The organism is Mycobacterium sp. E2989 (assembly GCF_001667595.1).
Lineage (GTDB): Bacteria > Actinomycetota > Actinomycetes > Mycobacteriales > Mycobacteriaceae > Mycobacterium.
The window spans coordinates 72434-95635 of the sequence record NZ_LZJX01000019.1 but is presented as its reverse complement, the minus strand read 5'-3'; the positions used below and the strand labels follow the sequence as shown (position 1 = coordinate 95635).

Sequence of the window (23202 nt, the reverse complement as noted above, 5' to 3'; positions counted from 1 at the left end):
CACACAGGAAGTTACCGGCGCGACGGGCATCACGACAGGGACATTGGTCCCCAATACTGCTACTGCCGCGGCTGTCCGATCGTCACGGCGGCCAGGCCCTTGCTCACGCGATCCGGCAGGGATCCCCCGTGGCTCAGCCAATCGTCGAGGGCGATGCGCACGGTCGCCATGGCCAGCGCACCGATCAGGCGCGGCCTGGGGTCCTGCGGCGCCAGTCGCGGCAACCGCGGCGCGATGAGCTCGGCGATCGCCAGCTCGTAGCGCACATAGATGTGCAGTGTCCACGCGTCCAATGTCTCGGAAGACCTTGTCAGGGTGGCTAATTCGCGAATCTGGTCCTCGATGTCGGCGAACCCGCCGGCCAGCTCCCCGAACGCGCCGACGACCGCGTCGGTGGCGCTCAGGTCTTTGGGCTGGGCGGCCAGGGCGGCGGTGATGCGGTTGAGCCAGTGGACGGTCATGCCCTCGGCGACGGCGTCTTCCTTGGAATTGAAATAGCGGAAGAAGGTCGCCCGCCCGATGTCGGCCGCATCGGCGATGCGCTCCACCGTCGTGCCGGCCAGCCCGCGCTCGGCGACCAGCGCAGCGGCGGCGGCGGCGATGCGCTGGCGCATCGCCGTGCGCTTCCGCTCGGCCAACGACGTCGTGACAGCCATTCCCCACCCTTTTCCGCGAATCGACCCCTAAAGCGTAAGACATAGTCTTAGCATGAGACGATGTCTCAAGACCCCGATTCGTCCGCTCAGGTGGCCCCCGACGCGCGGGCCGCGTGGCAGTTCTTCCAGCAGATGGTCGCGGACGTCACCAAGATCGTGGCCGAGGACGCCGAGTCCGAGCGGGAACTGCTCGAGGGGCTGCGCCTGATCGCGCGCGTCTCCTCCCTCTGCGCGCAGATGTCGGTGGAGGCCGACCCGGAGCGGCCCTCATTCTTCGATATGTGTTCGGAGAACCGCATGATCGGCGGTCCGAATCCGGACGGCAACTACTACCTGGCGATGATCCGGGGCGACCGCGGCTACCGGATCACCGGCTCGCGGGGCAGCAGCGCCTACCTCGGGCTGCAGATCCTGGCCGGAACCGGACTCACGCCGCGCCGCATGGCCGGCTACGTCAGCGACGTCGATTTGGCGCTGCGCGCGGGCGAATTCGCGCTCGTGCTGTCGGCGGACGAACCCGCCGACCTCGCCGGCGCGCAGTGGGTGAAGATTCCCGACGACGCCTCGTCGGTGGTGGTCCGCGAGTACATCGGTGATCGCGCGCGCGAACAGCTCGCCACGCTGCGCATCGAGGCGCTCGACGCCGGGCCCCTGACGCCGCTGACCGACGGCGAGCTGGCCGACCAGTTCACCGCGATGGCCTGGTCACTGATGAAGCTGGCGACGCTGCACCGCACCATCAAGCCCGAACTGCTCGACACGCCGAACACACTGCTCACGGCGGAGGCCGCCAACCTCGGCGCCGCCGACACCACCCCCGACAACCTGTACATGATCGGGACCTACCGGCTCGAAGGTGACGAGGCCCTGCTGCTCGACATCGCGCCCCCCGACACCCGCTACTGGAACGTCACGCTGGAGAACATCTGGCACGAATGCCTGGAACCCCGCGCCCGGCACAGCTCGGTGACCAACCGTGGCGTGACCCCCGATGCCGACGGCCGCGTTCGAATCGCGGTCTCCGGCAAGGATTTCGGCGTCGGCCACTGGCTGGACACCGGCGGACGGCACCGTGGCTTCGTCACCCTGCGCTGGCTCGACAACCCCAGCCCGCCGGACGTGGTGGTCTCGGTGCGCCGATGTGAGGAGCCGGCATGACGCTGCAGGACCGATTCGCCCCCGAACGGCTGATCGCCGCCGCCTGCGAGGAGGTGGGCAGCGACGACTTCGGCGCCGAGGGCTGGCGGCCGGGACTGCACCGCCTCACCGACGGGCTGATCAACGACGCGCGGCTGTCGGACATCGGCGTGGAGGTCGCCCACCTCGACATCATGCGCGCGCTGAAGAATCGTTTGGGCGTGATCGCCTGGCGCAAGCAACATCCCGAGATCGCCACCAAACCGATTGCGGCGCCGATATTCATCGTCGGCCAGCCCCGCACCGGAACCACCATCCTCTATGACCTGCTCGCCCAGGACCCCGAGCTGCGCGCCCCGCTCACGTGGGAGGTCGACGAGCCCTGCCCGGTGCCGCAACCGGATACCTACCACGACGACCCGCGCATCGCGCAGGCCCAGGCCAGCATCGACCTGTCCGAACAGATCATGCCGGGGTTCCTCGCATTTCATCCGATGGGCGCCCTCGTCGGGCAGGAGTGCGTCCGCATCACCGCCGGCGAATTCGTCAGCATGATCTTCACCGTGCAGTACCGCCTGCCCAGCTACTACCGCTGGCTGCTCTACGAGGCGGACCACGCGGGTGCCTACCGTTACCATCGAATCTTCCTGCAGCACTTGCAATCCGGCGTGCCGGGCCAGTGGCTGCTGAAATCTCCGGCGCACCTGTGGCAGCTCGACACGCTGCTGGCCGAGTACCCGGACGCGTTGATCGTGCAGACCCATCGCGACCCGCTCAACGTCATCTCGTCGATCGCCGCCCTGACCCACCACCTGCGCCGGATGTGCAGCGACGAGTCCAGCATCGCCGAATGCGCGGGCCAGTCCTACGAGGAGATCGTCGTCGGCCTGGAGCGCGAGATGGCCCTGCGCGACAGCGGGGCGGTGCCGGCGGACCGCGTGATCGACGTGCAATACAGCGACTTCATCAACGATCCGTGGACCACGATCAAGGACATCTACCAACGGCTGGACCGCGACCTGCGCCCCGATGCCGAGCAGAAGATGCGCGCGTTCCTCGCGGCCCATCCCGGCGACGGCGGCCGCGGCCGCTACACCTGGTCCGACACCGGGCTGCGGGAGGGCGAGGTGCGGGAGCGGGTGCGCGCCTACCAGGACCGCTACGCGGTCCCCACCGAGACGCTGCGCTGACCGCGTCGCCGTCGAACACCGTTGCGACGCTTGGGGTCTGCGACCGAGTAGGATCGCCGCAACGCGACAGGAGCGGCCATGGACGAAGACTGCCTGAAGCTCACCACCTATCTGGCCGAGCGGCGTCGAACCGACGACGGCTTCGTCTCCGACGTGCTGCTCGACCTCTACGCGCGGCATCGCATCGCCTGCGGCGTGGTGCTGCGCGGCATCGGCGGCTTCGGCTCCGGGCGGCACCTGCGAACCGACGAATCACTGACCTTGTCCGAGGATCCACCCGTCGCGATCGTGGCCGTGGACACCCGGGCGAAGATCGAGGCCTTGCTGGACCCGGTGCTCGCCATCAAGCAGCGCGGCCTGGTCACGTTGGAGCGGGCCCGGCTATTCCGCGGGGACGGGGCCGTCCCGGGGCCGCCGGAGCTCCCCGACGAATTGCGCGAAGCCGTCAAGTTGACCGTCTACGTCGGCCGCAAGGAACGCGTCAACGGCACCCCGGCGTATGTCGCCATCTGCGACCTGTTGCATCGCCGCCGGATAGCCGGTGCGTCGGTCCTGCTGGCGGTGGACGGCGTCACGGACGGGCGGCGGCACCGGGCCCGCTTCTTCGGCCGCAACGCCAACGTGCCGATGATGATCGTCGCCGTCGGCTCGGGCGAGCGCATCGGCGGCGTGCTGCCGGAACTGGCGGGGCTGCTCCGGCGCCCCATGTTCACGCTCGAGCGGGTGCGCGTGTGCAAACGCGACGGCGAACTTCTCGAGCGGCCACACGCCCTGCCCGGGGTCGACGAACGCGGTTTGCCGCTGTTTCAGAAGCTGACCGTCTACACGTCGGAGTCGGCACTTCACGGCGGGGTGCCGATTCACCGCGCGATCGTGCAGCGGCTCCGTCAGCGGGACGCGCCCGACGGGGCGACGGTGGTGCGGGGCATTTGGGGATACCACGGGGACCATCAACCGCACGGTGACAAGTGGTTCTCGCTACGCCGCCGCGTCCCCGTGGTCACGATCGTCGTCGACACCCCGGCCAACGTCGCCGAATCCTTCGCCGTGATAGACGAATTGACCCGCGACGACGGGCTGGTGACCAGCGAGATGGTGCCGGCGGTGGTGTCGGACGATGACGCCGACGAGGGACCGCCGCGGATGGCCGACCACCGCTACTAGCGGCGATCGCGAACGCGGCTCGCCCCCACGGGTCGGGTCAGCCGGCGACCGAGGCGTCGTAGATCGACTGGATCGCCTTGTCCAGCGTGGCGTTGAACTGCTCGTCGGACTGGTCGACCGTGAGTCCCTCGGTGAGCGCGCGGCTGAAGCTGGCGATCAGGCCCGTGTTCTTCGCCAGCAGCTCGTTGGCTTCCTCGCGGGAGTAGCCGCCGGACAGGGCCACCACGCGCATCACCTTCGGGTGCTCGATCAGCGGGCGGTAGAAGTTGACCTCACTGGGCAGGCTCAGCTTGAGCATCACGCGCTGACCCTCGGGCACGTTCTCGAGCTGCTTGGTGATCTCGTCGCGCAGGATGGCCTCGGCGTCGGCCTTGTCCGAGATCGAGATGGTGACCTCGGGCTCGATGATGGGCACCAGGCCGTGCGAGAGCACCTGATGGGCCAGCTCGAATTGCTGGGCGACCACGGCGGCGATGCCCTCGGCGTTGGCGCCGCCGATCACCGACCGTTCCTTGGTGCCGAAGACGCCCTTGCTCACGGCGCGCTCCAGCAACTCGTCCAGTCCCGGGATCGGCTTCATCAGTTGCACGTCGTCGGACGCGTCGGCCAGGCCCTTGTCGATCTTGAGGATGGGCACCACGCCCTTGGTCTCCCACAGGTAGGTGGTCGACGGCTTGCCCTCGATCTCACGGTCCATGGTCTGCTCGAAGAGGATGGCGGCCAGCACCCGGTCCCCAGTGAACGCCGGCGACGTGATGATCCGCGATCGCATCTGGTGAATGAGGTCGAACATCTCCTCTTCGGAGGAGTACGCGTCGTCCTCGATGCCGTAGAGGCGTAGCGCCTTCGGCGTCGAGCCGCCGCTTTGGTCGAGCGCCGCGATGAATCCCTTCCCCGACGTCATCCGGTCCGCCTGCTTCTCGTTCGGCATGGACGTCCTCCACTCCCTTGTGGTCCCGTGCGGTCACGGCGCCTACGGTGCTGCGCACCCCTGCGATGATCGTGCCGATCATATTCGGCCGGTCAGAGCCCCGGGGAGGCCGGTCGTCACACCTCGGCTTGGTGCGGCCGCGGGGGGTCGGGCCTGGCGCGGCACAGCGCCATGCGATCAAGGAGCCCGTCGCGCAGAACCAGCGTGTGAAAGAGCACGGCGCACATGTGCGCGGTGAACGTGAGGAACAGCAGGAATGCGAAGGCGCCGTGGCACTCGCGCAGCACCGCGAAGACGTCGATGCGGTGCGGCGCGATGCCGGGCAGCCGCAGCGGACCCGCCAGCGTGACCGGGAACCGCGCGGCCGACAGCATGGCCCAGCCGGTGAGGGGTTGCACCAGCAGCAGGGCGTAGAGCAGGTATTCGGACCACGTCGCGATGCGCCGCTCGGCGCGGCCCATCGTGGCCAGAAACGGCGGCGGCCGGTGGGTGAGCCGGTTCGCCAGCCGCACCACGGCGATTACCAGGATCAGCACGCCGAGCGGCCGGTGAATGGCCAGCAGCAGCGGGTAGTAGCTGAGCGCCGCGACCATGGTGACGCCGATGAGCAGTTGCGCGATCACCATCGGCGCCATCAGCCAGTGCAGCAGCCGGGACGGCAGCGCGAACCGGGCCGCGGCCGGGCTTTCCTTCACCGCAGCACCCGAGAGACGTCGACTTCGCTGGGCGTTTTCGGCTCCTCGGCGCGGCGGGTGAACGAACGGGCGTAGACCGCCGACCTCGCGGCGAGCAACGGGTCGTCGGAGGCGGCGATACCGTCGGGCAGGACCAGCGGGTCGAAGTTGATATCGCGGGCGTTGCCGGGCGCCTCCGTCTGCACGGCCGTGATGGTGATGGTGCCGGCGTCGACGGTGCGGCGCGACGCCGGCCAGGGTTTCGTGGCGTCGTGGGTCGGGTCGCCCGGCTCGCCGATGGTGAGCAGCAGCCGCCAGCTCAGCGGCCGCTGCGCGAGCGCGCGGATGAGGTCGTCGAACAGGTAGTCCTTGCCCGGGGACGGCGCCGGCACGCCCGCCGCTTGCTGCGGGACGGCGGCCCAGCGCACCGGGACGGTCGCTCCGGCGCCGTTGGTGAACAGGAAGGCGTTCAGCCCGTGAAAGGGGCTGTCGGCGAACCCCGCGCTGGGCGTGGCCTGCTTGATCAGCTTCATGGCCGCGACGGTCTCGGGATGGCGGCCGAGGAATGCGGCCATCTTCTCCGGGTCGGGCTTGCCGGTCTCGGGCACGGGCCGGGAGGCGAGCAGCCGGTCGTAGAACCCCTTGGGCGTGCTGTCCGGGAAGACGGGGATGTTGATCATCGCCGTGCGCCATTGCTGGCCGCCGGGGCCCTGGAAGAGCAGGCCGAGGCCCCGCACCGTGGCGGCCGCGTCCGCCTGATCCGGCAGACCGCCCGATAGGGAGAACCGGCCGATCACCGGCACGGTTCCCGCTCCGAAGACCGCCGCCCGGCAGACCGCCGCCCCCGCCCCGCTGCTGGCGAACGTCCCGACCGCGCTGAGCCCCTTCGCGTGATTCCGGCGAAAACCGTCGTGACGTCCGTAGACGTGTTCGAACCGGTCGGTGAACCGGGGTGGTGTCAGCGCGCCCGGCCGCAGCCAGCCACCGGCATAGGCGAACCCACCCACATCCGCCGCGGCGACGCCGGCCACGGCACCCATGCCGAGCAAGGCGCGCCGCCGCGTCAACGCGTCGGCGAGGGGCCGGGCGGGCTCGCCGGGCGGATCGCCCTGTTCGCCACCGCCGTCACCGGGCTCCACGACCACCACCCTTCGGGGTTTGTGCAGGCCAGGGGGCCTGGGCTGGACCGGAATCCGGTGGGGGTAATTCACGCATGGGCCGACGCCCGGCGCAACTTCTGCGGTGAGGCTCGCACACACTCACAGGACGTCACCGGGCGCCGATTCGTTCACTCGTTTTGGGTGTGGTTCCCCGCGTGTCATACCATCGAATAAACAACTTGCGGCTGCATCTGTAGCTTGCGCGCAGATGGTCGGGGTGTGTCTCCTCCGACGGGCAAGCGATTTCCGCGGGGTTGAACAAGCAGCCCCCGGCTTGGCAGCGGCTATTTTGAGAGCTAGCAGTCTTCCTACGGGGGACCGATTGTGAGTGATAGACCATGGGCGAACTAACTGGCGATCCGATAGATCCGACCGCTTTCTCGGTGGGAAAACAACAGGTAGATCAGGCTGTCGTGCTCACCGTCTCGGGTGAGGTGGACATGCTCAGCTCCCCGCACCTGGCCGAAGCGATCCAGACCGCGCTGGGCGCCAAGCCCGCCGCGCTCATCGTTGACCTCACCAAAGTGGACTTCTTGGCGTCGGCCGGGATGACGGTCCTGGTCACGGCGCAGGCCGAGACCGAGCCGCCGACCCAATTCGCGGTGGTCGCCAACGGCTCGGCGACGAGCAGGCCGATCAAACTGATGGGAATCGACAGCGTGCTTGCGCTCTACAGCTCGCTCGACGACGCGCTGAGCGGCATCGCTGGTGGGTGAACCTCGAGATGGGGGCACAGCTGGGAACGATGGGGCGCTCTGATCACCAGCCGCACGATGTGTCAATCAGCGACGACCGATCCCGTTTCGTACGGAGCAGGGTCGCCGCCGACCCCCGCAGCGCCGCTCGCGCTCGAGCCGAGTTCGGCGTCTGGCTCGAAACGCACTTCACCCTCGATACCGACCGCTTCAGCGACGTTCTGCTGGCGGTAAACGAAGCCATCGCCAACGCCGCGGAGTTCGCCTACTGCGACGCGTCTAAGCCCGGAACCCTGGACGTCACAGCGGCCTACGACCGCCGGTCCGACACCCTGGCCGTCACGGTCGACGATCGCGGCCGCTGGCGCCAGCAGCTCCCGCCGCACTACCAGCAGCAACTCCGCGGACGCGGCATCCCGCTGATGGAGGCGCTCGCCGACGATGTGACCATCGACCGCACGCCGCACGGGACCCGCGTCGCGTTGACGTGGACCGATCTCACCCGCCGGCCCGGCGCGTAAGCCCGGCTGATCCGCTTTGAGGATCCGCTTGATTCGCAATGCAATTCGTGGTTTTCCACAACGGGTCCCGTAACATCTGCGCCATGCAGCCGAGCCGCTGGTGGGGCGACGACCGCGCGATCCTCGATGACGACGAGGCCCGCCGGCGCATCCTGGACGCGGCGGGCCGGTGCATCGTGCATCGCGGCAACACGCAGTTCCGGATGGGCGAGGTGGCCGACGCGGCGGGCGTGTCCCGGTCCACGGTGTACCGGTACTTCCCGGGCCGCGACGACGTCCTGCTGGGGCTGATCCTGGCGCGGGTCGACCACGCCCTGGGCGAGCTGGTGCGCTCGCTGGCCGATCCGGACGATCCGGTGCGCGCGGTTCCCGAGATGGTGCTGGCCCGCGCCGAGTCGGTGAACGGCGACCCACTGAACGAGGCGCTGTTCGCCGCCGAGAGCACCGCCGTGGCGACGGCCCTGGAGAAGGGTTCCGAGCCCATCGTGGAGACGCTGTTGCGGCACTACCAACCGTTGCTGCAGCGGTGGCAGTCGGCGGGTCGCCTACACGCCGACCTCGATCCGCGGTCGGTGGTGCAGTGGCTGCACGCCACCACGCTGTTCCTGCTGGCGCCATCGTGGCGGTTCCGCCCCGCCGCCGACAAACGCGCGTTCGTCGAGCAGTTCGTGGTGCGTGCCCTGGTGCCGGAAGTCAGACAATAACGCCGGATTGTCTGATGTCCGGACGTTCAGGTACTTTTGCCTGACCCCGTGCCGCGACGTCCCCCCGGCTCGCGGTGCGGGTGCCATGTCCCCCACCGAGAAGCGAACGCATGAACAACCCCGTGTCCCAAGCCCTTTCGGCCTTCGGGCTGGCCGCGCACCTGGGCCGCGGGGTGGGTCGGCTGGCCGCCGACGCGGCGGTCGGCGGCCTCGTCGGGTTGCCACGCCGGGTGCAGGACGTCGACGCGGCGGTGCTCTCCAGAGTCATGCGCACCACCGTCAAATCCGTCCGGGTGCTCGGCAGCGGCGCCGGGACATCGTCGCGGGCGCGGTTGGTGCTGACCGGGAAGAACGTCCCCGACTCGGTGTTCATCAAGCTCGCGGCCACGACCGCGGCCACCCGGCTGATGGGCGAACTGGGCCGGCTCGGCCAGACGGAAGTGCGGTTCTACAACCAGCTCGCGCCCCAGGTGGTCGGCGCCCCGCATGCCTATGGCGCGGCGTTCGATCCCTGGACCGGCCGCTACCTGGTGGTGCTGGAAGACCTGCCGGTCGAGTCGTGCGAATTCCCGGACACCCTGCACCCGCTGTCGCCCGACCAGGCCAGCTTGATCGTCGAGTTGCTGGCCGACTTGCACGCGACATTTTGGAACCGACTCCCCCGGGACGGCCGCGGCCCGCTGGGCTGGCTCTACACGCCCTCCGGTGACGTCACCTCGTTGCTGACCGGTTCGCTGATGCACGCCTCGATCAAGCGCCTCGCCGGGCGCACCGACATCCCCGTCGACAATGGCCGTTTCATCGCCGACAACTACCGCGCCGTGGCGGCGCTCATCGACTCTCCCCCGCACACCGTCATGCACGGCGACGCCCACCCCGGGAACATGTACTTCCACGGGGGCAAGGCCGGACTGCTGGACTGGCAGGCCGTGCGGCGCGGGCACCCGTCCCGGGAGCTGGCCTACACGCTGATCACCAGCCTCACCCCCGAAGATCGCCGAACGACCCAGCGCGAGCTGCTCGACGACTACCGCCGCGGGCTCGCGGCGGCGGGCGGACCCGAACTGAACCGCGACGACTTGTGGCGACGGTTCCGGCAGGGCGCGCTGTACGCCTACGTGGCGCCCCTGATCACCGCCGGGATGGGCGGCATGCAGCTCGAGGGCATCGCGATGGAGGGGCTGCGGCGCGGCGTCGCGGCGCTCGACGATCTGGAAACGGTCGCGGCGCTGAAGGGTTCCCTCTGACGGAACGAGTTTGGGCCGAACCTATTGCGATGACGCCCGCACGAGTTACGCTACTTCCCGTAGCGTAATGCTGCGGGTCTTGTGCGTCTTCCGCCCATCGCGGCAAGGAGAGTCTGATGTTCGATCTGAAGATCACCGGCGGCACCGTCGTCGACGGCACCGGCGCGGAGCGCTATCGCGCCGACGTCGGCATCAAGGACGGCAAGATCGTCGACGTCGTCCGGCGCGGCCCCGGCGACCCCGCGATGGCGGGCGAGGCGGCCGAAACCATCGATGCGACAGGGCGTGTGGTCGCCCCCGGCTTCGTTGACATCCACACCCATTACGACGGCCAGGTCAGCTGGGACAGCCTGCTCGAGCCGTCGAGCGGTCATGGCGTCACCACGATCGTGACCGGCAACTGCGGCGTGGGCTTCGCCCCGGTGCGGCCCGGCACCGAGCAGTGGCTGATCGAGTTGATGGAGGGCGTCGAGGACATCCCCGGCACCGCGCTCACCGAGGGCATCACCTGGGGCTGGGAGACCTACCCCGAGTACCTCGATGCGATCGGCAAGCACAAGTTCGCGATCGACGTGGGCAGCCAGGTCGCCCACGGCGCCATCCGCGCCTACGCGATGGGCGAGCGCGGCGCCCGCAACGAGCCGGCCACCCCTGCGGACATCGAGGCGATGGGCCGGCTGGTCCGAGAGGCGATCGAGGCCGGCGCGCTCGGCTTCTCGACGTCGCGCACGATGGGGCACCGCGCCATGGACGGCGAACCGGTGCCGGGCACCTACGCGGCCGAGGACGAGCTGTTCGGCCTGGGGCGGGCCATGGCCGCGGGCGGCCAGGCGGTGTTCGAGCTGGCCCCGCAGGGATCCGCGGGCGAGGACATCGTCGCGCCCAAGAAGGAGCTGGACTGGATGCGGCGGTTGAGCGCCGAGATCGACCGGCCGGTGTCGTTCGCGCTCATTCAGGTGGACGCCGACCCGAAGCTGTGGCGCGAGATGCTGGACCTCTCGGCGGACGCGCACGCCGACGGCGCCCGGTTGTACCCACAGGTCGCGGCGCGCCCGTTCGGCATGATGATCGGATTCCAGGGCCACCACGGCTTCAGCCACCGCCCCACCTACCGCCGGCTGGCGGCCGAGTGCAGCCGGGAGGAACTCGCGCAGCGGCTGGCCGATCCCGCGGTGAAGGCCGCCATCCTGGCCGACGAGGACCTGCCCGCCGACCCGACGCTGTTGTTCGACGGCATGTTCGCCCTGGTGCAGCACTCGCTCGGGCGGCTCTACGCGCTGGGCGACCCACCCGACTACGAGCCCACCGCCGACCGCACCGTCGCGGCGATCGCCAAGGCCCGCGGCGAGGACCCGCTGTCGACGCTGTACGACCTCATGCTCGAACGGGACGCGACGGCGATGCTGATGCTGCCGCTGTTCAACTATGCCGACGGCAACTGCGACGCGATTCGGGAGATGCTGCTGCACCCCGCCGGCGTGCTCGGGCTGTCCGACGGCGGCGCCCACTGCGGAATGATTTGCGACGCTTCGTATCCCACGTTCCTGCTGACGCACTGGGCGCGCGACCGGCGCCGGGGCGACAAGCTGTCGCTGGAGTACGTGATCCGCAAGCAGTCCCGCGACACCGCGCACCTGTTCGGCCTCACCGACCGCGGCACCATCGAGCCGGGCAAGAAGGCCGACATCAATGTGATCGACATGGACGCCCTGACGCTGCATCCCGCGGCGATGGCCTTCGACCTGCCCGCCGGCGGCAACCGAATCCTGCAGGGCGCCAGCGGTTATGCGGCCACCATCGTCAGCGGAACCGTGACCCGGCGCGACGACGTCGACACCGGGGCCCGCCCCGGCCGGTTGGTGCGCGGAGCGCGCTAGGCCTCCGGCATGACCGCGCCACCCGGCAACCCGGCCCGCACCCGTTCGAACGTCCAAGAGGACGCGATCGGCACTCCGCCGGAAAGCCCGACGCTGGTGCCGGCGCAGCGGTACTACTCGCCCGCCTTCGCCGCGCTCGAGGTCGAGCGAATGTGGCCGAAGGTTTGGCAACTCGCCTGCATGGTCGACCATGTCGCCGAGCCGGGCGATTACTTCGAGTACCGGTGCGGACCGTACGGGGTGCTGATCGTTCGCGGCGACGACGGAGTGCTGCGCGCCTTCCAGAACGCCTGCCGCCACCGCGGCAACTCGGTGTGCGTGGGCTCGGGCTCGGGGCTGCGCGAGCTCAAGTGTGGCTATCACGGGTGGACCTGGGACCTGGGAGGAACGCTCAAGCGGGTGCCCAACCGCAAGGGCTTCGGCTCGCTCAAGATGTCCGACTTCCCGCTGGTGCCGGTGCGGGTGGACACCTGGGAGGGACTCGTCTTCGTCAATCTGGACCTCGACGCGATGCCGCTGCTCGACTACCTGGAGGCGGTACCCGACGACATCGCCTGGTGCCGGCTCGGCGACTTCCGCTGCTACGCCACGCTGACCGTCGAAGTCGAGGCCAACTGGAAGACGATCGCCGACGGCTACAGCGAGACCTACCACATCCAGACGCTGCACCCGGAATTGCTGCGCTGCGTCGACGACATCCATGCGCCACAACGGATCTGGGGCCACACCGGCAAATCGGACCAACCGTACGGCGTGCCGAGCCCCCGCTTCGAGGGCGCGCTGAGCGACGAAGAGGTCTGGGACGCTTACGTTTACACGCAGGGCGCGCTGATGGGCGCCGCCGAAGGCACCCCCTTCCCCGCCGACGCACGCGAGCCCGGGCATACGGTCCAGGACCTGATCGCCGCACACACCCGCGCGTTCGCCGCCAGTCGCGGGGTGGACCTCGATTGGGCGGACACCGACCGGATCACCCGGCTGCACCAGTACAACGTCTTCCCCAACATGACGCTGCTGACCAACGCCGACCACCTCACGATCATGTGCTCGCGGCCCGGCCACGATCCCGACCATGGCGAGCTGGTGATGTTCCTGATGACGCGGATGCCGCCGGGCGCGGCGCTCTCCAAGCCGACCGACGTCCGGGTGACCGCCGGTGAGGCCGAGCCCGGCGTGGTGCTCACCCAGGACATCCGGGTGCTCGCGGGTCTGCAGCGCGGCATGCATCAACCGGGTTTCACCCACTTGGTGCTGTCCAACGAGGAGCGGCGCGTGATCAACACCCACCGCAACTTGGAGCGTTATCTGGACCTACCCCAGTCCGAGCGGATGACCGGCGGCGTGACGAATCAGTCGGACCCCACTTGATTGGTGTAGACACGCCGTAATCGGCCCGATGCGATTTAGAATCCCTTTCGTGATGACCCCGTCAAACCCGTGGGGGGACGACCGAGGGCAACTCGCGCATCAGCTACAGATGCGATATCAACCACTCGCGCGAAGACGCGCGCGCCGAATGTGCCACAACTTCGCGCGCGTCGGCGTGCGCACCGCGCCCGACCGCGTGCGAGAGATGCTGGCGGGGGCGCCCCTGGCCGCTCATGAAGTGGTGGACGTCCATTTCGCGCTGATCGCGCTGCAGTTCGACCGCGAAACGCGCGCCGCCCGATACAAGCGGCTGAAGCGACAGGGCGCCCGGTCGATGCTGTTCGCCGGGCTGGTCCTGGTGGTGTTGAACTTCCTCATGTGCATGGCGTACGTCATGCTCAACCTGGCGGAGCAGGCGGCTCCGCTGTAGCCCAGGGGCCGGCTCAGCGCGGGACGACGATGCCATTGTCGTAGGCGTACACGATCGCCGCCGCGCGGTCGCGCAGGTCCAGTTTTCCGAAGATCCGGCCGATGTGGCTCTTGACGGTGACTCCCGAAATGCAAAGCTCGTCCGCGATCTCGGCGTTGGAGAGGCCCCGGCCGATCAATGTCAGCACGTCGAGTTCGCGGGTGGTCAGCTCCGCGATCGCGGCGCCGCGGGGCCCGGGGGCGGCTTTGCGGTAGGTGGTCAACACCCGCTCGGTGACCGCGGGATCCAGGTAGCTGTCGCCCCTGGCGACGGCCCGCACCGCGCGGATCAGTTCCTCGGCGGACGAGTCCTTGAGCACGAACCCGGCCGCCCCGGCCCGCAGCGCCTCGGACAACAGCTCGTCCTCGTTGAATGTGGTCAGCGCCAACACCGGCGGGGTGCCGCCGAGCCCGCGCGTCGCCTCGATGCCGTCGACGCGGCGCATGCGCAGATCCATCACGATGACGTCGGGTCGGTGCGCGGCCACCGCCGCGGGCACCTCGTCGCCGTCGGCGCATTCCGCGACGATTACGAAACCGTCCTTGCGCCGCAGGATTCGGCGCAGCCCCGAGCGCACCAGATCCTGATCGTCGACGAGCAGGACGGTGATCTCGTGGTTCGCGGCCGCGTCCGGGATCACGCCTTGCACCACCACGGTCGCCAGCCCGCGTCACCCTCGTGCAGGGGTATGTCGGCGCGCACCGACCATCCGGTGTCGGTCGGGCCGGCCTCGATGGCCCCGCCCAGCAGCTCGACGCGCTGGCGCATGCCGCGCAACCCACGTCCCTCGGCGGATCGTGGCGCGGCTATGGCCACCGGCTGCCGGTTGTCCACCGTGAGCCTCGCGGAGGCCACCGAGATGCTCAGCGCCACAGTCGATTTCGAGTCGGGCGCGTGCTTGGCGATGTTGGCCAGCGATTCCTGGGTGATGCGGTAGAGCGCGAGCCCGACCGCCGCCGAGACGCGTTCGATGGCGCCGTCGATGTGCAGCGTGACGTCCAGGCCGGCGCGCTGAAAATCCGCGACCAGGACGCCGACGTCGTCGACACCGGGCTCCGGTGCGGTCTGGGCGGCCCTGGTCGGTGAGTTGTCCAGCAGCCCCACCGTGCGCCGGATGTCGGCCATCGCCTGCCGGCCCAGGCGTTCGGCCTGTTCGAGCGCCTCGATCGCGTCGTTGACGTCGCGGTCCTCCTGCAGTCCGCGACGCGCGCCCGTCACGTGCAGCAAGGTGATGCTGAGCGAGTGGGCGATGACGTCGTGCACCTCGCGCGCGATGCGCCGCCGCTCGTCGGCGGCCGCGTGTTCGGCCAGCATCTTCTGCGCCTCGATCTGTTCGGCCAGCAACAACCGTTGGGTCCGCATGACGTAACCGAGCAGCCACCCCGCCCCGAGGAACGCCAGGTACAGCCCCACCGCATCGAGGCGATGCAACCCGGCGGCGGCCAGCAGCAGCGCGACCGCCGATGCGCCGGCCAAGAGCCCGCCCGCGATGGAGCTAAGTGTCGCAATGGACAACACCATCAGCACCAGCAGCGCCGGGGCGAAGTCGGCGTGAATGGGTGTCGACGTCCCGAACAGCATCATGGCGGTGGCCGTCGACCACGTCGCCCACATCAGCGCCGGGCTGAGCTTGGTGTTGAGGAAGAAGAACACCAAGGTCGGCGCGATGGACAACCCGAACGCGGCCAGCCCGACTGGCAGATCGGCGGAGGGGCGCTGCAGGATCGCGATCACCGCACCGCCGACATGGCTGACATCGACGGCCAGATACGACGCCCAGGTGAGACCGACGGGAATCAGCTCGCCCCGGCGGCGGAACTGTTCGCGAACGGATTCCGCTGCGGCACGCAACATCGTCCAATCCTAAAAGAGCGCGCCACCTGCCCACATCATGCTGTGGGCGGCTAGCGCCTCCGCCCGTGGTAGGAGGCAAAGACTGCACTTCGGCACGACGCGCGGCCGGCGGCCGCCTTCCTAGCGTTTCAGTCATGACATGGACACTGCTGCACGACCGGATGGCCTTCATGGCCCAGATGATCAAAGCCGCCGAGACCGATCCCGAGGCGGCGCTTACGTTGGCCGCCAACTCATCCGAGGTGTCTCGCCTGTTCGGCGACCAGGAGGGGCTGCTGCTGTCCCTGGGACAGCGCTGGATCACCATGCTGGTGGCCAAACTCGATCAGGCGGCGCACGAGGGCGTCCCGGCCGAACAGGTGCGGGCTGCGCTCGAGGCCGCCGAGCCGGGCCTGCATGCCCTGGTGCGGATCGGCTCGCGGCGCTCGCTGCGGGTCCGCTCGCTGTCCCGGGGCGAGCACGTCGCCGTGGGACTCTTCGGCGGTCCGACCGGCGATCGGCAGACCGTTGCATGAGGAAAGCGGAATACTCGCGCGGCTGACCGGTCGCTACGCGATCCTGGTCGTTGGCCTTTGGGTGTTGGCGGCCGCGGCGGCCAACCTGGCGGCGCCGCAACTGGAGCGGGTGGTCGATTCGCACGCGCGATCCTTCATGCCCACCGACGCGCCGAGCGCCGTCGCCGCCACCCGGGCCGCCCAGGTGTTCAACCAGACACCCAGCAACAACTTCGTTTACGTTGTGCTGGAACGTGATCGGGCGCTCACGCCGAGTGATCGCCAGTTCTACGACGCGATGACGGCGGCGCTGGGGTCCGACCGGCGGCACGTGTACGCGGTGACCGATCTGTGGTCGCAGCCCGCCACCGCGGCCGGGGCCCAAAGCTCGGACGGGCGGGCCGGCAGCGTCATGGTGCGGCTCGCCGGCATGCTCGGCACCGCCCAGGCGCGCGACTCGGTGAACGCCGTCCGCGCCACCGTCGCGAAACTCGGCCCGCCGGCCGGCCTGCACGTCCATGTCACCGGGCCCGGCGCCACCATCGTCGACGAATTCTCCGCGATCGATCGGCAGATGCTCGGGATCACCGCCGCCACCATCGGTCTCATCCTGCTGTTGCTGCTGGTCGTGTACCGGTCGCCCGTCGCGGCGGCCATCCCGCTGATCTCGGTCGGCCTAGCCCTGGCCCTGGCGCGCGCCGTCGTCGCCGCGCTCGGGCAATCCAATGTTGTTGAGGTGTCGCTGTTTTCGGTGGCGCTGATGGCGGCCATGACCCTGGGCGCCGGCACCGACTACGCGATCTTCCTGGTGGGCCGCTACCACGAGGGGCGGCGGCGCGGCGTAGCGCCGGCGGAGGCGCTGCGGCAGGCCTACCGTTCCATCGCCCCGGTCGTGATCGGTTCGGCGCTGACCGTCTCGGTGGCACTGGCGTGCCTGGTGTTCGCCAAGGTGGGCTCGTTCCGCAGCGCCGGCTTGCCCTGCGCCATCGGCATTCTGGCGACCATGGTCACGGCGCTGACGCTGACGCCCGCCCTGATGAGCCTGGCGACCCGCCGCGGGTATCTCGAACCGCGGCCGTCGACAACGGCGCGGCGCTGGCGGCGCGTCGGCACGGCCGTGGCCCGCTGGCCCGGCCCCATCCTGGTCACCGCGGCAGGGCTGACCCTGCTGGTCGCGCTGCCGCTGGCCGGCATGCGGGTCGGTTTCAACGAGCCCGCCGCCACGCCATCGGCCACCGATTCCAACCGCGGCTACGCCAGCGCCGACCGGCATTTCGCGGCCAACGCGCTGTTGCCCGACGTCGTCGTGATCCAGGCCGACCACGACCTGCGCAACCCGGCCGGCCTGATCGCCATCGAGCGAATCACGCGCCACATCATGGCCGTACCGGGTGTGCGGGCGGTCCAGTCCGCCAGCCGGCCCGACGGCAAGGTGCCCGAACAGGCGACGCTGAGCTATCAGGCCGGCGTGCTCGGCCGCCAGTTCGGTGACACCGTGGACTCGCTGACCCGACGCCTGCAGCGAGTCTCCGAGCTCGACGCCGCGCTGGCGCAGACCCAACTCGCGGTCGACGGCCTCGGGAACGGTTTGCGCGGCGGCAGCGCGGGATTGGCGGACATGTCCGGCGCCGCGGACGACATGCGCGCCGGGATGGACGGGTTGCAGCGCAACGTCACCACGGTGTCGGGCTACCTCGACCCGTTGCGGGACTTCGTCGGGCGCACCCCCGATTGCGCCGCCAATCCGATCTGTTCGACGGTGGACCGGGTGCTCCAGCCCGTCGATAGCCTTGTGCAGACGTCGGCGCGCCTCAACGACGGCGCCGCGAAGCTGACCGCCGGATCGAGCACCGCCGCCGCGGCGATGGCCGGCCTGCCGCAAAGCGTGACGACGATGAAAGATGCCTTGGGGCAGGCCCGTTCGGCCACGCACGAGCTGCTGAGCCTGACCGAAACGCTAGGCCCCCAGATGCACCAGATGACCGACTACCTGAACGAGATCGCGACGCAATTTCAGGGCAGCGCGGCCGCCGACTTCTACATGCCGCAGCGGGCCCTGACCGATCCGCGGTATACCGCGACGTTGCGCCACCTGATGTCAGAGAACGGCCGGGCCGCGTACCTGCTGGTCTACGGCGAGGGCTCGGAGTGGGGTGGCGACGGGGCCAGGCGGGCCGACCAAGTCCGCGCCGCCATCAAGGAGGCCACCAAGGAGGGCACCCTGACCCCGACGGAGGTGGACGTCGCCGGGGTCGGCCCGGTGACCGCCGATCTGCAGCGCTTCGTCGCCGCGGACACCAAGCTGCTAGTCGGTGCCGCGTTGGTGCTCATCTTCTTGATCGTCACGACGATGTTGCGCAGCCCGGTCGCGGGGCTGGTCGTCGTCGGAACCGTTGTCACCTCGTACGCATCGGCCGTCGGCGCCAGCGTGCTGATCTGGCAACACCTCCTCCACCAGGATCTGCACTGGGCCGTCGCCCCGATCGCATTCATCGCGCTGATCGCCGTCGGCGCGGACTACAACCTGCTGCTGGCGCTGCGCATCAAACAGGAGGCCGCGGCGGGCCTGAAGACGGGAATCATTCGCGCGTTCGGCGGAACGGGCGGGGTGGTGACCGTTGCCGGCATCGTCTTCGGGCTCACCATGCTGGCGTTGCTGAGCAGCAGTGTGCTCAGCATCGCCCAGATCGGCACCACCATCGCGGTCGGCCTGTTGCTGGACACCCTGGTCGTGCGGGCGTTCGTCGTGCCGTCCATCGTGGCGCTGCTGGGCCGCTGGTTCTGGTGGCCGCGAACGCTACCCCGTCGGGCCGCCGTCGCCGCGGAAACACCCGCACCGCAGGCGGTTCCGACGGCTACTGCTGTGGGAGCGGGGCGGTAGACGGCATGCCCACGAGAACGCCCTCGACGTCGCCGTCGACGCTCACCAGCAGGCCTCGTCCCGGCGGCAACGCCTGGGCGCGGACCACACGGTTGATCCGGTTCTGCGGGTCGTTGTCCATATAGAGCTGCGCCACCTTCGCCGAGTTCTGGAACCGCATCCACGGATCCATCTGCAGCGTCGCCCAGTTCGCGCTGTTGCGGGTGGTGAACACGTGCAGCCCTATCTGCCGGGCGCGCTCCATCAGCTTCCACAACGCCGCGCCCACCGGGGGTTTGGGCGGGTAGCTTTGGTCCGGGCGCAGGTCTTGGACATCGTCGATCAGCACGAAGTGCCGGGCGCCTTCCCACGGCTTGAGCGCGCGGAGCTCCTCCTGGCTCAACCCCTTCGGAGGCAGCCGGGGCAGCAGGACCTGTTGCGCGAGTGCGGTTATCACCTCGTCGATCTCGTCCTGGTCGTAGGCGTAGGCGCGCACGTAGCCCGGTCCGCTCAGGTCCCGCAGGCCGTGCGGGGCCGTCTTCGGGTCGATGAGGGTCAGCTGCGCTTCCTCCGGGCCGAACCGGTTCATGATCGCCTCACCGATGGACACCAGCGACATGGTCTTGCCGCAGCCCTGCCGGCCCAGGATCATCAAGCCCGGGCTTTCCTGCAGCCGGAGCGGAACGGGCCCCAGCTCGTGGCGCTCGCCGATGGCGAAGGCGATCGACAGGTCGTCTTTGCGCGGATGCGCGGCCTCGTAGTCGAGGATCGCGCGCAGCTCCACGCGCCGCGGAAGCCGTTGCAGTGTGGCGTGTTTCGTCACGCCCGCCACGTCGGCGATTTGCGCGCCGACGTCGACGATGCTCACCAGCGCGCCGGTGGCGGGGTCGGACAGCGCCGGGACGCCGACCCGCAGCTCGTGCAGGCTGTCCGTCAGGCCGAACCCCGGGCGGTTCAGGGTCCGCCGCGCGGCGTCCCGCGACTCGAGCGACGAGTGCCCCATCTGGCTTTCGCTCGGGTCCGCCAGCCGCAATTGGATTCGGGCCGTGGCGTTTTGCAGCAGGCTCTGCCGCTGCCCGTGAATCCAGCCACCGGCGCTGCACATCACGTGGACACCGTACTCGGGGCCGCGGCTGCTCAACGAGATGATGCGATCGCCCAGGACGGTGTCCTTCGAATAGACGTCGTCATAGTCGTCGACCACGACGAACACGTCGCCGAAGGGGTCGTTGGGGTCGGTGCCGCCCAGCCCGTCGCTGCCCGGCGCGAACCGGCGCTCGCGGAAGCCGTCGAGGTCGATCTTGAGTCGGCGGAACGAGTCCTCGCGCGCGTCGATCAGCGCGTCCATGCTGCTCAGGATCCGCTCGATGCCCTCGGCGTCCTTGGGCGACACGATGTCGGTGACGTGCGGCAGGGACGCCACCTGGGCGAGCGTCGCGCCGCCGATGCAGAAGAACGTGACGCGCGACGGGGTGTACATCGTTGCCGCCGAACACATCAGCGTCATCAGCGTGGTGGTCTTGCCGCGCTGCTTGGCCCCCACCACGATGACATTGCTGCGCAGCGCGTCGACCGCGTGCACGATCTGCTTGGACTCTTCGGGAATGTCCATCACGCCCACCGGGAACATCAGGCCCGGGTTCTGGCCGTAGTCGACGTGCCACGGCTTGCCCCGGTAGGCCGCCACCAGGGTGTCGACGGGCTCGGGGTCCTCCAGCGGCTCCAGCCAGGGGCGGCGCGGCGACCGGTGCGGAACGTCATGCAGCGATTCCCGCAGCACGTCGACGATCTTCTTTCGCTTGAAACCGTCGTCGTGGTAGAGGAATTCGTCGGGCTCGGAGTCCACGGCGGCGGCCGCTTCCAGCGCCGCCGCGTCCGATGCGTCGAGCGGCTGGAACTGCCAGTTGTACAGCCGCGGCTTGGTCAACGTCATGTCGACGGTGGTCGCCACCTCCTTGGCCTTCGGCACGACGAACGGGGCCGAGAGGTAGAAGCAGCGGAACGGCTCCAGGTCGCGTGGCCCGACCTTGAGCAGCGCGAAACCGTTCTCCTTCGACGGCAGGTGGTAGGCCGCGTCCGAGCCGATCACCTCGCGGCTGTCGTCACCGGATTCCGCCCTCAGCGCGATCCGGAACGCGATGTTGGACTTGACCTTCTGCAGCGACGACAGGTCCAGCCGCTGGCCGCCCAGCATGAAGAACACGTTGGCGCCGCGGCCCTCCTGACCGATGTGGATGATCAAATTGATCCACTTCTCGTGATTGGCAAAGAGTTCCAGGTACTCGTCGACGATCACGAGCAGCACCGGCACCGGCGGCAGGTCCCGGCCGGCGAGCCGGATCTCTTCGTAGTCGTTGGCGTCGCGGGCACCGACCGACGTGAACAGCTCATAGCGTTGCTTGATCTCGCCGTCGATGACACGGCGCATGCGCTCGGCCAGGTGCCGCTCGTCCTTGCCCAGGTTCGACAGGGCGGCCACAACGTGCGGGATGCCCAGGATGTCCTGGGCCGCCGACTCGAACTTCATGTCGACGAAGATGACGTTGAACGTCTCCGGTGAATGCGTCAGCGCGATGCCGTAGACCAACGACAGGAAGAACTCCGACTTGCCCGATCCGCTGGTGCCGATCACCACGGAGTGAAACCCGAAGCCGCCGAAGTCCTTTGCGCGGATGATGATGTTCTGCAGCTCCCCGGTCGGTTTCGCGCCGACCGGGATCTCGCACCAGCGCTCGTCGCCGCGGCCGCGCCGCTCGGCCCACAGCCGGTCGACGTCCAATTCGCGCGGATCGACGATGCCCAGCGCGCGCAACAACTCGGCGGCGCCGCCGGTCGAATCGGCGATTTCGCTGCGGCTGGTCGGTGACCACCGCGCCATGGCCCGCGCGTACCGGTAGGCGCGGTGGATCGACAGCTGGTCGGCATGAGCGAAGAACTTGCCGCGCACCCGCAGCAGCGGGGCCGGGCGCCCGTCTTCGCCGTCGGCGTCGAAGCCGTTGCGGCCGAATCGGACTTCACCGTTGCCCGCCGCGGGGTGCCGCTCCCCCATCTCGAAGACCTGGTCCTGCGCGAAGCCCACTCCAGTGCCGACGCGCGATGCGATGCGCAGCAACGTGATTCCCGCCTTGCCGACCTGCCCCACGACGCTCTCCCAGGCGTCGGGGCTGCCGGTGTTGTCGTCGACGATCACCAGGTGCGGCCCCAGATCCACGGTGTCGGTTCCGGTCTCGAGCGCCGACCCCATCGCGGTCGGGCTGGCCGCCGCCAGCGGTGTCCAGGCGCCGCGCTTTCCCTTCATGTGCAGCTCGGCACCGAGGGTCTCCTCCAGCTCCTCCGGCGTCGCGAATACCAGGCGCCTAAAGCCGCACGCATCAAACAGTTCGTCGTGCAGGTTGTGTGGCAGCCACACCATCCACGACCACACCTCGGGATTGCGGGTGACCACCATCAATTTCAGGTCGCGCGGGTTGTGGAACACCGCCAGGGACGACAACACCGAGCGCATCAGCGAGCGCAGCCGGTCCAGGTCCTCGCCGACGAAGCTGAACCCCGGCGCCGACCGCAGGTTGACCACCTTCGCGATGTCGCGAATCTTGCGCTGTTCCAGGATGAAATCGCGCAGGGCCTGGCCGGTGACGGGTTCGAGCTCCTCGTCGGAGGCGATGTCGGGCCAGGTCACCGACAACACGGAGTCGGGCGCGTGTTGCACGCCGGTGCCCAGGCGCACCTCCAGGAAGTCCACGTCACCGCGGCCGCGCTCCCACATCCGCGGGCCGCCGATGATCGCCCCCAGCCCGCGCGGGTCCGAGTGCACCGCGTTCTGCCATTCGCGCTGCGCGCATACCGCAGACTGGATTTCGTCGCGGTTCGAGTCGAGGTCGCGAAGGTAGCGCCGACGGCCCTTCTCCATCTCGCCCCAAGTGATCTTGCGCGCCCGCCCGAAGCGCCCGGAGAACGCCAGCATGCTGAACGCGCCGATGCCCATCAGCGGGAAGAAGCCGGTCGACAGGCTGCGCACCCCGGACACGTAGAGCATGACGATGGTGCCGATGAGCGCGACGATCAGCGCCGGCACCCCGATCATCACCCAGATGTTGCGCGGCTCGCGCTCCGGCAGGGCGATCGGCGCATTCGGTGCTACCCGAACGGGTTTCGGCGGTTCGATCTTGACCCGATTGATGGGGAACGCTTTCTTGGACAT

19 protein-coding genes are annotated in these 23202 nt (G+C 69.1%); 12 read left to right on the top strand and 7 right to left on the bottom strand.

Annotated elements, in window-relative coordinates:
• Positions 1-59: 59 nt before the first annotated feature.
• Positions 60-656 carry a TetR family transcriptional regulator gene (locus A5680_RS05145; RefSeq protein ID WP_055403553.1) on the bottom strand — a complete coding sequence of 199 codons (597 nt, stop codon included), beginning with the start codon at positions 654-656 and terminating at the stop codon, positions 60-62.
• 60 nt (positions 657-716) lie between these two features.
• Here A5680_RS05145 and A5680_RS05140 point away from each other — a divergent pair, with 60 nt between their 5' ends.
• The 3 genes from A5680_RS05140 (at position 717) to A5680_RS05130 (ending at position 4147) form a co-directional block, all read left to right on the top strand.
• Positions 717-1814 carry a DUF1214 domain-containing protein gene (locus A5680_RS05140; RefSeq protein ID WP_067816861.1) on the top strand — a complete coding sequence of 366 codons (1098 nt, stop codon included), beginning with the start codon at positions 717-719 and terminating at the stop codon, positions 1812-1814.
• Positions 1811-2983 (top strand): sulfotransferase, encoded by a 1173-nt coding sequence (locus A5680_RS05135; RefSeq protein ID WP_067816848.1) that lies wholly within the window; start codon positions 1811-1813, stop codon positions 2981-2983. Before A5680_RS05140 ends, A5680_RS05135 begins: the two co-directional genes overlap by 4 nt.
• A 78-nt stretch (positions 2984-3061) precedes the next feature.
• Positions 3062-4147: a DUF190 domain-containing protein gene (locus tag A5680_RS05130; protein ID WP_055401462.1), complete on the top strand. Its 1086-nt coding sequence runs from the start codon at positions 3062-3064 to the stop codon at positions 4145-4147.
• 37 nt (positions 4148-4184) lie between these two features.
• Here A5680_RS05130 and A5680_RS05125 read toward each other — a convergent pair whose 3' ends face one another.
• The 3 genes from A5680_RS05125 to A5680_RS05115 form a co-directional block, all read right to left on the bottom strand.
• Entirely contained in the window at positions 4185-5078 is an 894-nt protein-coding gene (locus tag A5680_RS05125; RefSeq protein WP_067816845.1) for a fructose bisphosphate aldolase, read from the bottom strand.
• Between the two features lie 116 nt (positions 5079-5194).
• Positions 5195-5773 carry a cytochrome b gene (locus tag A5680_RS05120; protein WP_082970258.1) on the bottom strand — a complete coding sequence of 193 codons (579 nt, stop codon included), beginning with the start codon at positions 5771-5773 and terminating at the stop codon, positions 5195-5197.
• The gene (locus A5680_RS05115; protein ID WP_304442365.1) at positions 5770-6891 is read right to left on the bottom strand and encodes a catalase family peroxidase; all 1122 of its coding nucleotides are present in this window, start codon (positions 6889-6891) and stop codon (positions 5770-5772) included. Before A5680_RS05115 ends, A5680_RS05120 begins: the two co-directional genes overlap by 4 nt.
• 359 nt (positions 6892-7250) lie before the next feature.
• On the opposite strand from A5680_RS05115, the gene A5680_RS05110 reads away from it, so the two are divergent.
• The 7 genes from A5680_RS05110 (at position 7251) to A5680_RS05080 (ending at position 13754) form a co-directional block, all read left to right on the top strand.
• A complete protein-coding gene (locus A5680_RS05110) occupies positions 7251-7628 on the top strand; it encodes an STAS domain-containing protein (RefSeq protein ID WP_055401458.1) in 378 nt (125 codons plus the stop codon).
• Positions 7629-7687: 59 nt separating this feature from the next.
• Positions 7688-8128 carry an ATP-binding protein gene (locus A5680_RS05105; RefSeq protein ID WP_055401485.1) on the top strand — a complete coding sequence of 147 codons (441 nt, stop codon included), beginning with the start codon at positions 7688-7690 and terminating at the stop codon, positions 8126-8128.
• An 83-nt stretch (positions 8129-8211) separates the two neighbouring features.
• A complete protein-coding gene (locus A5680_RS05100) occupies positions 8212-8832 on the top strand; it encodes a TetR/AcrR family transcriptional regulator (protein ID WP_055401482.1) in 621 nt (206 codons plus the stop codon).
• Between the two features lie 110 nt (positions 8833-8942).
• Entirely contained in the window at positions 8943-10079 is a 1137-nt protein-coding gene (locus A5680_RS05095) for a phosphotransferase (protein ID WP_055401456.1), read from the top strand.
• A 116-nt stretch (positions 10080-10195) separates the two neighbouring features.
• Complete coding sequence (locus A5680_RS05090; RefSeq protein ID WP_067816832.1) at positions 10196-11956, top strand: amidohydrolase family protein; 1761 nt, start codon at positions 10196-10198, stop codon at positions 11954-11956.
• A 9-nt stretch (positions 11957-11965) separates the two neighbouring features.
• Positions 11966-13324, top strand: a complete 1359-nt coding sequence (locus tag A5680_RS05085) for an SRPBCC family protein (RefSeq protein ID WP_067816828.1) — start codon at positions 11966-11968, stop codon at positions 13322-13324.
• Between the two features lie 148 nt (positions 13325-13472).
• Positions 13473-13754 carry a hypothetical protein gene (locus A5680_RS05080; protein ID WP_156349478.1) on the top strand — a complete coding sequence of 94 codons (282 nt, stop codon included), beginning with the start codon at positions 13473-13475 and terminating at the stop codon, positions 13752-13754.
• A 13-nt stretch (positions 13755-13767) separates the two neighbouring features.
• Here A5680_RS05080 and A5680_RS05075 read toward each other — a convergent pair whose 3' ends face one another.
• Positions 13768-14448, bottom strand: a complete 681-nt coding sequence (locus A5680_RS05075; protein ID WP_231977564.1) for a response regulator transcription factor — start codon at positions 14446-14448, stop codon at positions 13768-13770.
• Complete coding sequence (locus A5680_RS05070; protein ID WP_067816825.1) at positions 14430-15647, bottom strand: sensor histidine kinase; 1218 nt, start codon at positions 15645-15647, stop codon at positions 14430-14432. Before A5680_RS05070 ends, A5680_RS05075 begins: the two co-directional genes overlap by 19 nt.
• Before the next feature lie 134 nt (positions 15648-15781).
• Between A5680_RS05070 and A5680_RS05065 the strand changes: the two genes are divergently transcribed.
• Together A5680_RS05065 and A5680_RS05060 are read left to right on the top strand one after the other, a co-directional pair.
• On the top strand, positions 15782-16162 hold the full coding sequence (locus tag A5680_RS05065; RefSeq protein ID WP_055401448.1) for a hypothetical protein: 381 nt from the start codon (positions 15782-15784) through the stop codon (positions 16160-16162).
• The gene (locus A5680_RS05060; RefSeq protein ID WP_067816820.1) at positions 16155-19022 is read left to right on the top strand and encodes an RND family transporter; all 2868 of its coding nucleotides are present in this window, start codon (positions 16155-16157) and stop codon (positions 19020-19022) included. Before A5680_RS05065 ends, A5680_RS05060 begins: the two co-directional genes overlap by 8 nt.
• On the opposite strand, the gene eccCa is transcribed toward A5680_RS05060, so the two are convergent.
• Positions 18997-23202, bottom strand: a complete 4206-nt coding sequence (gene eccCa / locus A5680_RS05055; RefSeq protein ID WP_067816817.1) for a type VII secretion protein EccCa — start codon at positions 23200-23202, stop codon at positions 18997-18999. The two genes, A5680_RS05060 and eccCa, sit on opposite strands and share 26 nt — an antisense overlap.